This window comes from Nonomuraea sp. NPDC050202 (assembly GCF_040656115.1).
In the GTDB taxonomy this organism is placed as follows: domain Bacteria; phylum Actinomycetota; class Actinomycetes; order Streptosporangiales; family Streptosporangiaceae; genus Nonomuraea.
In genome coordinates this window covers 357,609-370,202 of sequence record NZ_JBFALF010000002.1, presented here as the reverse complement: position 1 = coordinate 370,202, position 12,594 = coordinate 357,609, and the positions used below count along the sequence as shown (strand labels likewise).

Here is a 12,594-nt window from a genome sequence, read left to right as displayed (position 1 = left end):
GCCTAGAAGAACTGGAACTCGGGCTCGGGCTGAGGCAGCTCCACCCGGTCGGGCCCGCGGAACTTGGCCGTGTCCTGAGGCACGTCCGCCAGCGGCGTCCCCAGCACGAACGGCACGCTCACGCTGCTGCGAGCCAGGTCGACGGTGACGTTGGCCCCCGTCCCCGCCTCATCGGTGTAGGTCGAGTCGGTACCCGCGACCACCAGTCCGATCCGATGCCCCTTCTTGAACGTGTAGTCCTGCGGCAGGGTCAGCCACCGCACCGTGCCGTACGTGCCCACCGGCAGCGGCGTGGCCTGGCTGAGCGACTGCCGGTTCTGCACGTCGATCCAGCCGCGGGCGACGATCTCCAGGGGCCGGGTGGCGAGGTTCGTGACGACCTTGCGGTAGCAGGCGTCGTCGGCGGTCGTGCTCTCCCCGTGGCAGTCCTCCTCGGCGAGGGTCGTGATGCCCTGGCCGCGGCGCCAGTCCACGCGGGTGCTCTCGCCGAAGTCCACCAGCAGCGCCGTGAGGTTGGAGGTGGGCTTGTCGAGCTTGACCCGCAGGTCGGCGGTGGGCGTGCCGGACAGCCGCAGGTCGAGCGGGAGCGCCCCGGTGGTGAACGCCACCCGGCCGGGGTGCGCGGTGCCCACGTCGGCCACCATGTCGTTCTCGCTCATGGCGATGTCGGTGAAGGAGGCGGTGCTGTTCCTGGCGGCGGGCCGCAGGCCGAGCGAGCCGCCGGGCGCGGGCCGCAGCGACGCCTTGATCGCGAACGGGGCCGGCCAGTCGCGCTGCCTGACCCACTGCACGGGGCCGACCTCGACGTCGGCGCGGGGCTCGTTCATGATCCCGTTGCGGACGCCGTGCAGCCAGTGGTCGAACCACCGGTGCAGCGTGTCCACCCACAGCCCCCTGCGCCCCTCGAAGTCGAACGGGTCCACGTGCTGGGTCTGGCCGACCCAGATCTTGCGGGGCACGTGCCGGTCGGCCAGCGCCTTCCACCAGGCGGAGAAGTTGTCGGGCTTGACGTTGAGGTCGTTGACCGTGTGCACGACGAAGACACTCGCCCTGACCTTGGAGACGTCGGCGAGCAGCCCCTCGATGTAGTCGCGCTCGGCCCAGAACGGGTTGTGGTCGCCCGTGGCGTCGCCGTCCTCGGCGTCCATCCTGTCGCGCACGGCCTGGCACTTGGCCTCGGGGTCGGTGTCGACGTAGTTGGCCAGCCAGGAGGCGTAGTCGTAGTTGTAGACGACGCCGTTCGAGCGCTGGTACTTGTACCAGGAGCTGATCGCCGAGATCGGCACGATGGTCTTCAGCCCCTCGACGCCGGTCGCGGCGACGGCGTTGGCGAGGGTGCCGTCGTACGACTTGCCGATCATCGCGGACTTGCCGGTCGTCCAGTCGGCCACGGCCGGGGTGCCGTCGGCCCTGAAGGCCTTGGCGCGGCCGTTCAGCCAGTCGATGACGGCCTTGCCGCCCAGCACGTCGGCCTTGCCGCCGACGTCGGGGCAGCCGTCGGACCTGGTGGTGCCGAGCATGTCGACGTTCAGGACGGCGTAGCCGCGCGGGACGAAGTAGTTGTCATAGAAGAGCGGAAATTTCGTGACATTTCCGGCGGCGTCGTAGACCTTGCGCTCCGACTCGTTGCCGCGGCCCGAGTTGTCGTAGTACGGGCTCTCGTCAATGATCACCGGCACCCTGAGCGAGGGGCCGGACTCCTTGGGCCGGATGATGTCCACCCTGACCTTGTCGAGCGCGCCGTCGAGGTCGCTGTCGACGGTCGACTCCACGTACACGTGCTCACGGACGGCGTCCGCGTACGAGAAGACCGGCTGCGTGCGGCCGTTCTGGACGGTGATCGCAGGAGCGGCTGCGGCGGCCTGGGCAGGGGTTGCTATCGCGAGGGTGAGGGCGACTGCGAAGAGGGCTGGGCGTAATTGTGACACGCGTGACCTCCGGGACGGTTGGACCGAAACAAGCGCAATCTCTCAGACGACCAGAGAGGTGGCAATATCCAGGGCATGGATGTGTTGGATCGGGTACGGGGCTGCCTCCTGGGCGGCGCGATCGGCGACGCGCTCGGCGCGCCGATCGAGTTCCAGTCGTTGCGGGAGATCCGCAAGCATCACGGGACGGGCGGCATCACGGGATATGTCACGACCTGGCGCGGCAAGACCGGCCTGATCACGGATGACACCCAGATGACCCTCTTCACCGTCGAGGGCCTGCTGGACGCCCGCGTCACCGCAGCTCACGCTAGCGGAGCGGAGGCCGGAGAGGGTGGCGGCGCGCGGGACGGGGAGCGGGGCAGCACGCCGGGCGCGGAACGGGGCGGTGCCGAAGGCGGTGCGCGGGCTGCGGCCGTGGACGCCGTTCGGCGGGCGTACCTGCGCTGGCTCGACACCCAGCAGCATCAGGCTCCCCCGCCGGCGGGCCTCCCCCACCAGACGGGCCTGCTCCGTGAGGAGGCGTGGTTGTACTCGCGGCGCGCCCCGGGCAACGCCTGCCTGTCGGGACTGCACCGCTGGTTCCCCGGCCCGTCCCCGTGGGGCGAGCCCGGCCCGGTGAACCCCGACTCGAAGGGCTGCGGCACGGTGATGCGCTCGGCCCCGTTCGGCCTGGTCAACCGTGTGCCACGGGAGGCGTTCGAGCTGGCGGCGATCTGCGCGCAGATCACCCACGGCCACCCGACCGGCTACCTCGCCGCCGGGGCGTTCGCGGCGATCATCACCCACCTCATGGCCGGGCAGGCGCTGGAGCCCGCCGTCCACCAGGCGATGGAGCTGCTGGCCGAGTATCCCGGCCACGAGGAGACCACCGCCGCCCTGCGCGCCGCCGTGCACCTGGCGGGCGGCGGCGGGCACTCGCCGGAGGCGGTCGAGTCGCTGGGCGGCGCCTGGGTGGCCGAGGAGGCGCTGGCCATCGGCGTCTACTGCGCGCTGGCCGAGCCCGCCGTGGACAGGGCCCTGCTGCTGTCGGTCAACCACTCGGGCGACAGCGACTCGACCGGCTCGGTCTGCGGCAACCTCCTGGGCGCCCTGCACGGCACCGCCCCGCTGCCCGCCGCCTGGCTGGCGCCGCTGGAGGGCAGGGACACGATCGAACGCCTCGCCGCCGAGCTGGCCTGACCACGTCACCATTAGGGTGGATGTTCTTTCCGCCGAACAGGAGTGGGCGCATGCGTAACGTCGCCAGGACCTCGCTCGTGGACGCCGCCATCGCCGAGCTCCGCAGGGAGATCGCCGCGGGGGTGTGGCCGGTCGGCACCAAGATCCCGTCCGAGAGCCGCCTCGCGGAGAGCCTGGGCATGAGCAGGCTGTCGGTGCGGGAGGCGGTGCGGGTCCTGGCGCACGCGGGGCTGCTGCACACCCGGCAGGGCGACGGCACGTACGTGACCGCGACCGACGAGTCCCAGGTCGCGCTGCGACGCCGGCTCGACACGGCGGCCGCCATGGACATCATCGACGTGCGCCGCGGCCTCGACCTGGTCGCGGCCAGGCTGGCGGCGGGCCGGCGCACCGAGGAGGACCTGGCCGCGATGCGCGAGACCCTGGCCCGCAGGGACGCGGCGGGGCGGGCCGGCGACCTCGACGGGTTCGCCGACGCGGACGTGGACTTCCACCTGCTGGTGGCGAACGCCGCGCACAACGCGCTGCTGGGCGACCTCTACCGCAGCATGAGCGACGCGCTGCGCGACAGCGTCAGGGACCAGGAGGAGGCGGCGCTGGTTCCCGACACCTCGCACGAGGAGCTGCTGCGGGCGATCGAGGAGGGAGACGCGGCGCGGGCCGTCGCGGTCTCGGTCGCCATCCTCGACCAGCAGGAGCGCGACCTCTGACAGGCGCGTCCCGGGCCGTCAGCGCATCCGGACGATCAGCCGGCGGATCCTGCGCCCGCCCCCAGCGCCCTCACCCCCGCCGAAGGGGGAAGAGCCGAGGTGAGCCCCCGACGCGTGCCGCTCGGGAAGGAGGGCGTCGGGAGCGCACCCCGGCGGTCTGCCCCCGCCTCTACCCAGAAATGACGATGGTGTCCTCCGGCGACCGATGATCCGGCTGATCCGGCTGCTCCTCCCTGCGCCGCCGCAGCATCACCGGCAGCCCCAGCGCCGCCCAGGCCACCACCGCTCCGCCGGCGGCGGCCAGGAGCAGCGTGTACGCGGGCACCCCGCCCGGATCGCCCGCCCGAGCCGCCGGAGAGGCCGAGACCACGGGCGCGGCAGGCGCGGACGCGGGCACCGGCACGGGCGCGGGCCCGGCCGTCATCGCGCTCCCGTCGCCGGGCTCGAACCCCGGCGGCCGCACGTCGCCCCAGTAGTCGTGACCGCCCTGCCCGATCGCGTCCACCAGCTCGGGCGCCACGGGCTTGATCCGCAGGGCTCCTGGCACGGTGAGCGTCCCCACCTCGTACGGCTGGAACGGCCCCTGGACGCCCTCCACCTTCCACACCCCTTCGGGCACCACCACGGACGCCAGGTAGTGCGCGGCCTCCGGCAGCGCCGTCCCCTTGAACTCGAGGCTCCTGCCGTCCTGCCCGGTGAGCCGCAGCCCGACGGGCTCCATCTTCCCCTCGAACGGGTGGGTGCCGTGCTGCAGCACCCAGAACCCCAGCGCGTACGACGTCCCGCCCTCGAACCGGGACGGCGCGGGATCCAGGTACGTCACCGCCCACCCGCCGGCCGCCACGGCCGGAGCTCCCCCGACGACCAGCGCGGCGATCAGAGCCGGCAGCGCGATCATCGCGGCCAGGGCCTTCCTCTTCATGGGACCACCTCCGGTGTGGATACACCGGAGGCCGGACGGAGGTTCTCCGGGGACCCGGCGGGTCCCGCCAAGGGTCTGCGACATTTCCCGAAACGGCGCGCACAATGGGGGCAAGGGCGAGAATTCGGCGAGGAGCGAGGAGGCTTACGCCGTGTCCGCCGCCGGACGTGAATATCTGACCGCGATGCTCGACGTGCTCGTTTACGAGAACGTCTTGGTCGCGTGGCGGCGGATGCCGCTGGGCGGATACATGATCGTCTCGCACGAGGGCGAGGAGATCAGGCTGACCGCGCAAGAGGCGGAGATGTGGGCCCGTGGCGCCTTCGCGGTCTACCTGGCCCTGGTGGACCAGCGCCGCATCAATCCCCGGATCCCCGGCGACACCACCCAGAATTAGCCCACATATCACGCAAAATGCCTATTTCTGGATATGTGGCGCATTAACCGCGCGATATACGGCGAATCACGGCCGGCGTTTCCGGCCCGCGCCTGCACAGGGTCCTGCTGCCACCTCGGCAACAGGGTCCTGGCGCCGAGGTGGCGGCCGATCCCCCGACCCGCCGCCAGCCCCGCCCTCCTACCCGGGCCGCTCAGGACCCTCGCGCGTTCAGGACGCCTTGTTGTTCATGAACTGCGAGATCTTCCACTCCTCGCCGTCCTTCGTGAGCACGAACAGCTCACGGTAGTTGTCGCTGCCCTGCTTGCTGGTCGAGCGGACGATGGCGTCCGTGTCCCCCGCCGTACGCGACTCGTCGATCGTGTGCGTGGCCTGCTTCATGCCGTTGCCCTGGAGCTGCTTCTGGAACAGGGTGCGGATCGCCTCGCTGCCCTCCGCCGTGGGCTGCCCGTTCACGGCGGCCACCGCGTCGTCGGAGAAGGAGTTGACGACCTGGTCGACGTTCCCGGCTTTGAGTGCGCTGAAGAAGCCCTGGACGGCCGACTGTGCCTGGCCGCCGCCCGCGGTGTCCGTCGGAGAGGCCTCGTCCGTGGCGTCGGGGGAGGTGTCGGTCTCCCCCGGCGATATGGAGTCCATGTCGGTGGGCGTGCCTGGGCTCGCCGCGCCCTTCATCGCCTGGGTGTTGTTCCCCGCGGAGCAGCCCGCGACGAGGAGGGCGGGCACGATCGCCGCCAGCAGGAGTGCCCTGCGCTGAGAAATCTTGCTCATGGCCGCTTTGATGCCCCCGTGGGTCGGTGGCGAATGCGCGGTTTAGGCACTTCGCACGACCCCTTTACCTGGTCCGGGTATTACTCACGGTAACAGTTCACAGGAATGGGCGATACCGGTCAGAGCCGTGATCGTTGCCCCGCCGATACCAGCGCGTACGGCAGCGCCGATAGCGTCCATCCAGTGCCGCGAACCCAGGCGAACCCCGAACCACTTCCCCAGCGCGAGGACGCCGAACGCTGCGAACGCGTCGACTCCGATCGGCGCTGCGTGTTACCGGCGGCCCATCACGGAGCGCACGTCTACCCCCCGGCCGAAGTGAGCCCCGTGGAGACCAGAGCCTAGCCTGCGACCCGCCCGCGTCGCAGGCACCACACCCGGACGGCGGCGTTCGATGTACCCAACACACCCGAACGGCTACACCGGCGCCGCGCGCCCGAAGCGACCCAGGCCGTCGTGCGAGCCGACGGCCTGGGCCCCGTCCTGACCGGCGGCACCCGCTAGACGCCGGCCTCCACCCGCTGTTCGAGGCTGACCTCCACGCGCCCGCCGTCGCCCACCCGCACGGAGTAGACCGGCACCGACACCGCCTCGTCGTCCAGGCAGCGCCCGGTCACCAGCGAGAACACCTGCTTGTGCAGCGGCGAGGCGACCGTCGGCTCGCCCTTCCTGGTGCCGACGATGCCGCGCGAGAGCACGTACGCCCCGCTGAACGGGTCGAGGTTGCCCAGCGCGTACAGATCGTCGTCGTAGGTGCGGAAGATGGCCACCTGCGTGCCCTCGACCAGGGCACAGACACCGCGTTCCGGCAGCAGCGCCTCGAAGGCGCAGATCGTCGTCCAGTTCACTGGGCCATCACCGGCTTGATCTGGCCGCGCTCGCTGGAGAACACGATCGACGGGTCGGGCACGCCGGGGGCGTTGACGAAGCTCACGAACCGGCTCAGCTTCTCCGGGTCGTCCAGCGTGGCGGCCCACTCGTCGGCGTACGTGGCGGTGTGGCGCTCCATCTGCGCGTCCAGGTCGGCGCAGATGCCCAGGGAATCTTCCATGATCACCTCACGGAGGTAGTCGAGCCCGCCATCCAGGGACTCGAGCCAGGTGGACGTGCGTTGCAGCCTGTCGGCGGTGCGGATGTAGAACATCAGGAACCGGTCGATGGTCCTGATCAGCTCGTCGGTGGTCAGGTCGTTGGCCAGCAGGTCGGCGTGGCGGGGCTTGAAGCCGCCGTTGCCGCCGACGTACAGGTTCCAGCCCTGCTCGGTGGCGATGATGCCGAAGTCCTTCGAGCGGGCCTCGGCGCACTCGCGGGCGCAGCCGGAGACGGCCGACTTGAGCTTGTGCGGCGAGCGCAGGCCCCGGTAACGCAGCTCCAGCGCGATGGCCATGCCCACCGAGTCCTGCACGCCGTAGCGGCACCAGGTCGAGCCCACGCACGACTTGACCGTGCGCAGCGCCTTGCCGTACGCGTGCCCGGACTCGAACCCGGCGTCCACCAGCCGCCGCCAGATCTCCGGGAGCTGGTCGACCCGGGCCCCGAACAGGTCGATGCGCTGCCCACCGGTGATCTTGGTGTAGAGGCCGAAGTCGCGGGCCACCTCGCCGATCACGATCAGCTTTTCGGGCGTGATCTCGCCGCCCGGGATGCGCGGCACGACCGAGTACGTGCCGTTCTTCTGGATGTTGGCGAGGAAGGCGTCGTTCGTGTCCTGCAGCGTGGCGCGCTCGCCCTCCAGCACGTGCCCGTTGTGCAGCGAGGCCAGGATCGAGGCCACCGCCGGCTTGCAGATGTCGCAGCCCCTGCCCTGCCCGTGCTGGGTGATGAGCTCGGAGAACGTCGTGATGCCGCGCACCCGTACGATGTCGAACAGCTCGGCCCGCGAGTACGTGAAGTGCTCGCACAGCGCCTTGCTCACCTCGACGCCCGACTTCTCCAGCAGCTGCTTGAGCATCGGCACGCAGCTCCCGCAGGTCGTGCCGGCCCGCGTGCACGCCTTCAGGCCGGGCACGTCGGTCACGCCCTTGTCGGCGATGGCCGTGCGGATGTCGCCCGCGCACACGTTGTTGCACGAGCACACCTGCGCCTCGTCCGGCAGGTCGAGCTGTGCCCCCGCCCCGCTGAACAGCAGGTCGGACGGCGAGGCGGGCAGCGACTTGCCCACGAACGGCCGCAGCTGCGTGTACGGCGAGGCGTCGCCCACGCAGATGCCGCCGAGCAGCGTCTGCGCGTCGTCGCTGATGAACAGCTTCTTGTAGACCCCGGCGACCGGGTCCATGTAGGTGACGTCCAGCGCCCCGTCCATGGCCCCGAACTGCGCCACCTCGACGCCCAGCAGCTTGAGCTTCGTGGACATGTCGGCGCCCTCGAACGCCGAGGCCCCGCCCATGATCCGGTCGGCCGCCACCTCGGCCATCGTGTTGCACGGCCCGACGAGCCCGTACACCATGCCGCCCGCCAGGGCGCACTCGCCGATGGCGTAGATGAAGGGGTCGGAGGTGAGCATCCCGGAGTCGACCACGATGCCGCCCCGCGGGCCGACCTCCAGCCCGGCTGACCTGGCCAGCTCGTCGCGCGGCCTGATGCCCGCCGAGAACACCACGACCTGCGCGTCCACCAGGGTGCCGTCCGGCTTGAGCAGCCCGGTCACCTGTCCGGCGCCGTCGGTGACAATCTCCTGCACGCCCGCGCCGGCGTGCACGCTCAGCCCGAGCCCCTCGATGTGCGACTTCAGCACCGAGCCGCCGCCCTCGTCCACCTGGCGCGGCATCAGCCAGGGGCTCATCTCGACGATGTGCGCCTTGAGCCCGAGCGCCCGCAGCGCGTCGGCGGCCTCCAGGCCGAGCAGTCCGCCGCCGACGACGATGCCCTCCACGGCGTCCTTGGCGGCCGTCCTGATCGCGTCGAGGTCCTCGATCGTGCGGTAGACGTAGGCGTGCTCGGCGCCGGGCACGGGCGGCACGAACGGCGCGGAGCCGGTGGCCAGCACGAGCACGTCGTAGGGCTCGATGCCACCGTCGGCCAGCGTGACCTGCCTGGCCTCCCGGTCGATGCCGGTGACCCTGGTGTTCAGCCTGGTGACGATCCCGGAGGGCACCTCGTAGGTGAGGTCCTCGGCGCTGGTGCCGGACAGGTACGAGGTCAGGTGCACCCGGTCGTAGGCCGGGCGCGGCTCCTCCCCGATCACGGTCACGGTGCCGCCGAAGCCCTTGCTCGTGAGGGTCTCGACGAGCCGGTGAGCCGTCGGACCATACCCTACGACGACGATCCTGTTCATACCGAAACCCCTTCTTGCTCACAAAGCCAGCCGACGATGCCCTCCACGGCGTCGCGGCAGGTACCGCATCCGGTCGTGGCCCTGGTGGCGCTCGCCACCGCGGCCACGTCCCTGGCCCCGGCCTCCCAGCACGCCCTGATCTGGCCCTTGGTCACGTTGTTGCACTGGCAGACCTTGGCCGCGTCGGGCATCAGCGTCGGGCTGTCGGCCACGGGGGCCGAGGCCAGCCCGGGGAAGAGCAGCCCGGCCCGGTCGCCGGGCACCGGCCCGCCGCGGTCGAAGAGCTGGGTGAGCGTGCCGACGGCGTCGCTCTCGCCCAGCAGGATCGCGCCGACCAGGCGGCCGTCCCGGATGACGAGCTTGCGGTAGGTGCCGCGGGCCCGGTGGCTGAAGCGCACCACCTCGGCGTGCTCCTCGCCGAGCTGGGTCTCGCCCATGGCGGCCAGCTCGACGCTCTTGGCCTTGAGCCGGGTGACCAGGCGCGAGCCGCGGTAGAGGCCCTTGCCGCCGGTGATGACGTCGGCGGCCACGGCGGCCTGCTCCCAGGCGGGCGCGACCAGGCCGTAGACGGTGCCGTCGTGCTCGGCACACTCGCCGATGGCGAAGATGGACGGGTCGTCGGTGCGCAGCTCGTCGTCCACGACGACGCCGCGCCGCACCTCCAGGCCCGCCTCGGCGGCCAGGCCGGTGACGGGGCGCACGCCGCAGGCCAGGACGACGAGGTCGGCCTCGACGAGCTCGCCGTCGTCGAGGCGCACGCCGTGCTCCTCGACGCCGGAGGCGGAGACGCCGGTACGGATGTCGACGCCGAGGCCGTTCAGGGTCTCGCCGAGCACCTCGCCGGCCTCGACGTCGAGCTGGCGCTCCATGAGGTGGCCCGCCAGGTGCAGCAGGGTGACCGGGAGGCCGCGTCCGGCCAGGCCGCGGGCGGCCTCGATGCCGAGCAGGCCGCCGCCGATGACCACGGCCCGCCCGGCGTGCTCGGCGGAGGCGAGGATGCGCTCGCAGTCGTCGAGGGTGCGGAACGGGATGGCCCGCTCGACGCCGGGGATCGGCGGCACGATGGCGTCGCTGCCGGTGGCCAGCACCAGCAGGTCGTACGGCTCGCGCCGGCCGCCCTCGGTGACGACGTGCCGGGTGTCCCTGTCGATGTGCGCGACCGCGTCGCCGAAGGCGGCCTCCACGTGGTGGGAGTCGTACCAGGCGGGGTCGAGCAGCCGTACTTGCTCGGGGCGGGAGCTGCCGGCCAGCACGTTCGACAGCAGCACCCGGTTGTAGGGGTGGCGCGTCTCCGCGCCGAGAACGGTGATCTTCATGTACGGGTCACGGGTGCGCACCTCGGTCACCAGCCGTGACCCGGCCATCCCGTTGCCCACGACGACGAGCCTCATGAGTCCCTCTCCACCCTGACAGCGCAGACCTTGAACTCCGGCATCCTCGACGTCGGGTCGAGTGCCGGGTTGGTGAGCCGGTTGGCGCCCTCCCAGTGGAAGGGCATGAACACGGTGTCGCGCCTGATGGCGTCGCTGATCCTGGCCACGGCCTTGGCCTCGCCTCTCCTGCTGCTGACCCGCACGACGTCCCCGGCGGTGATGTCGAGCTGCTCGGCCAGGTCCGGGTGCAGCTCGACGAACGGCTCCGGGGCGGCCTGGACGAGCGGCGCGATCCTGCGGGTCTGGGCGCCGCTCTGGTAGTGGGCGAGCACCCGGCCGGTGCTCAGGTAGACGGGGTAGTCCTCGTCCACCTCCTCGGCGGCCGGCCGGTGCTGGACGGTCACGAACCTGGCGCGGCCGTCGGGGTGGGCGAACCGGTCGAGGAACGGGCGCGGCGTGCCGGGGTGCCCGGGAGAAGGGCAGGGCCAGAAGACGCCCGTCTCGTCGGCGATGCGCTCGTAGGTGATGCCGGAGTAGTCGGCGGGCCCGCCCGCGCTGGCGCGGCGCAGCTCGTCGAAGACCTTGACCGGCTCGGTCTCGAACGTGTGGCCGAGGCGCTGGGCCAGGGCGGCGAGGACGTCGAGGTCGCTCCTGACGCCTTCGGGCGGCGTGGCGGCTCGGCGGCGGAGCAGGACGCGGCCTTCGAGGTTCGTCATGGTGCCGCTCTCCTCGGCCCACTGGGTGACGGGGAAGACCACGTCGGCCAGGGCGGCGGTCTCGGACATGACGAAGTCGCAGACCACGAGCAGGTCGAGGGCGCCGATGCGCTCGGCGACGTGCTCGGCGGCGGGGGCGGAGATGACGGGGTTGGAGCCGAACAACATCAGCGCCTTCGGCCCTTCCGGGGTGCCGAGGGCGTCGAGCAGCTCGTACGCCGACCGTCCGGGTCCCGGGATGTCCTCGGCCGGGATGCCCCAGATGCCCGCCATGTGCTCGCGGGCGGCCGGGTCGTCGATCTTGCGGTAGCCGGGGAGCTGGTCGGCCTTCTGGCCGTGCTCCCTGCCGCCCTGGCCGTTGCCCTGCCCGGTCACGCAGCCGTACCCGGAGCCCTGCCTGCCGGGCAGGCCGAGCGCGAGGGCGAGGTTGATGAACGCGGTGACGGTGTCGGTGCCCTTGGCGTGCTGCTCGGCGCCGCGCCCTGTCAGGATGTAGGCCTTGTCCACGGCGGCCAGGGCCCTGACGGCCTGCCGCATGTGGTGGACGGGCACCCCGGTGAGGCGCTCGACCCGCTCGGGCCACCAGGCCGACAGCGAGGTGCGGACGTCCTCGAAGCCGGTGGTGCGGGCCGCGACGTACTCCTCGTCGACCAGGCCGTCGGCGATGGCCAGGTGCAGCAGGCCGAGCGCGAGGGCCAGGTCGGTGCCGGGCGTGGGCTGCAGGTGCAGCCAGGCCAGCTTGGCGGTCTGGGTGCGGCGCGGGTCGATGACGATCAGGCGCGGCCCGTCCAGGTGGCGTACGAACGGGGGCATCGTCTCGGCGACGTTGCCTCCGGCGATCATGACGACGTCGGCGTCGTCCAGGTCGGTGATGGGGAAGGGCATGCCCCGGTCCATGCCGAACGCCCTGATGGAGGCGGCGGCGGCCGAGGACATGCAGAAACGGCCGTTGTAGTCGATCTGGCTGGTGCCGAGGGCGACCCGGGCGAACTTGCCGAGCGTGTACGCCTTCTCGTTGGTCAGCCCACCCCCGCCGAACACGGCCACGGCGTCGGGGCCGTGCTCGGCGCGGATGGCGGACAACCGGTACGCCACGTAGTCGAGTGCGACGTCCCAGTCCACGGGCTCGCCGTGCAGGAGGGGGGCGGTCAGGCGCTCGCCGTTGGTGAGCAGCTCGCCCGCCGTCCATCCCTTCTGGCACAGCGCCCCCGAGGCGTTGGCCGGGATGTCGGTCCTGGGGCTGATGGTCAGCTCAGGGCCGATCTGCATGCCGCACTGCAGGGCGCAGTACGGGCAGTGCGTCTTGGTGGGCGCCATCGTCATC

Annotated in this window: 10 protein-coding genes; 3 read left to right on the top strand and 7 right to left on the bottom strand. The window is 71.5% G+C overall.

Annotated features, from left to right (window positions below):
- Positions 1-2: 2 nt before the first annotated feature.
- Positions 3-1,928: a Xaa-Pro dipeptidyl-peptidase gene (locus tag AB0I79_RS06995; protein ID WP_357868085.1), complete on the bottom strand. Its 1,926-nt coding sequence runs from the start codon at positions 1,926-1,928 to the stop codon at positions 3-5.
- 75 nt (positions 1,929-2,003) lie between these two features.
- On the opposite strand from AB0I79_RS06995, the gene AB0I79_RS06990 reads away from it, so the two are divergent.
- Both AB0I79_RS06990 and AB0I79_RS06985 read left to right on the top strand, forming a co-directional pair.
- The gene (locus AB0I79_RS06990) at positions 2,004-3,110 is read left to right on the top strand and encodes an ADP-ribosylglycohydrolase family protein (RefSeq protein WP_357868082.1); all 1,107 of its coding nucleotides are present in this window, start codon (positions 2,004-2,006) and stop codon (positions 3,108-3,110) included.
- Between the two features lie 50 nt (positions 3,111-3,160).
- A complete protein-coding gene (locus AB0I79_RS06985) occupies positions 3,161-3,820 on the top strand; it encodes an FCD domain-containing protein (RefSeq protein ID WP_357868080.1) in 660 nt (219 codons plus the stop codon).
- 169 nt (positions 3,821-3,989) lie between these two features.
- Here AB0I79_RS06985 and AB0I79_RS06980 read toward each other — a convergent pair whose 3' ends face one another.
- The gene (locus AB0I79_RS06980; protein ID WP_357868077.1) at positions 3,990-4,742 is read right to left on the bottom strand and encodes a hypothetical protein; all 753 of its coding nucleotides are present in this window, start codon (positions 4,740-4,742) and stop codon (positions 3,990-3,992) included.
- A 151-nt stretch (positions 4,743-4,893) separates the two neighbouring features.
- Here AB0I79_RS06980 and AB0I79_RS06975 point away from each other — a divergent pair, with 151 nt between their 5' ends.
- The gene (locus AB0I79_RS06975; protein ID WP_357868074.1) at positions 4,894-5,139 is read left to right on the top strand and encodes a hypothetical protein; all 246 of its coding nucleotides are present in this window, start codon (positions 4,894-4,896) and stop codon (positions 5,137-5,139) included.
- Positions 5,140-5,349: 210 nt separating this feature from the next.
- On the opposite strand, the gene AB0I79_RS06970 is transcribed toward AB0I79_RS06975, so the two are convergent.
- The 5 genes from AB0I79_RS06970 to AB0I79_RS06950 form a co-directional block, all read right to left on the bottom strand.
- On the bottom strand, positions 5,350-5,907 hold the full coding sequence (locus AB0I79_RS06970) for a nuclear transport factor 2 family protein (protein WP_357868072.1): 558 nt from the start codon (positions 5,905-5,907) through the stop codon (positions 5,350-5,352).
- A gap of 500 nt (positions 5,908-6,407) precedes the next feature.
- Positions 6,408-6,755, bottom strand: a complete 348-nt coding sequence (nirD, locus tag AB0I79_RS06965; RefSeq protein ID WP_357868069.1) for a nitrite reductase small subunit NirD — start codon at positions 6,753-6,755, stop codon at positions 6,408-6,410.
- On the bottom strand, positions 6,752-9,181 hold the full coding sequence (gene nirB, locus AB0I79_RS06960; protein ID WP_357868066.1) for a nitrite reductase large subunit NirB: 2,430 nt from the start codon (positions 9,179-9,181) through the stop codon (positions 6,752-6,754). The genes nirD and nirB overlap by 4 nt, the downstream gene beginning before the upstream one ends.
- Complete coding sequence (locus AB0I79_RS06955; RefSeq protein ID WP_357868063.1) at positions 9,178-10,572, bottom strand: FAD-dependent oxidoreductase; 1,395 nt, start codon at positions 10,570-10,572, stop codon at positions 9,178-9,180. The genes nirB and AB0I79_RS06955 overlap by 4 nt, the downstream gene beginning before the upstream one ends.
- Complete coding sequence (locus AB0I79_RS06950; protein WP_357868060.1) at positions 10,569-12,587, bottom strand: molybdopterin-dependent oxidoreductase; 2,019 nt, start codon at positions 12,585-12,587, stop codon at positions 10,569-10,571. The genes AB0I79_RS06955 and AB0I79_RS06950 overlap by 4 nt, the downstream gene beginning before the upstream one ends.
- Between the last annotated feature and the right edge of the window lie 7 nt (positions 12,588-12,594).

Excerpts from the sequence above, each read along its gene's own strand:
- AB0I79_RS06990 (WP_357868082.1), top strand. The coding sequence starts at position 2,004 with ATGGATGTGTTGGATCGGGTACGGGGCTGCCTCCTGGGCGGCGCGATC.
- AB0I79_RS06970 (WP_357868072.1), bottom strand. The coding sequence starts at position 5,907 with ATGAGCAAGATTTCTCAGCGCAGGGCACTCCTGCTGGCGGCGATCGTG.
- AB0I79_RS06985 (WP_357868080.1), top strand. The coding sequence starts at position 3,161 with ATGCGTAACGTCGCCAGGACCTCGCTCGTGGACGCCGCCATCGCCGAG.
- AB0I79_RS06980 (WP_357868077.1), bottom strand. The coding sequence starts at position 4,742 with ATGAAGAGGAAGGCCCTGGCCGCGATGATCGCGCTGCCGGCTCTGATC.
- AB0I79_RS06950 (WP_357868060.1), bottom strand. The coding sequence starts at position 12,587 with ATGGCGCCCACCAAGACGCACTGCCCGTACTGCGCCCTGCAGTGCGGC.
- nirB (WP_357868066.1), bottom strand. The coding sequence starts at position 9,181 with ATGAACAGGATCGTCGTCGTAGGGTATGGTCCGACGGCTCACCGGCTC.
- AB0I79_RS06955 (WP_357868063.1), bottom strand. The coding sequence starts at position 10,572 with ATGAGGCTCGTCGTCGTGGGCAACGGGATGGCCGGGTCACGGCTGGTG.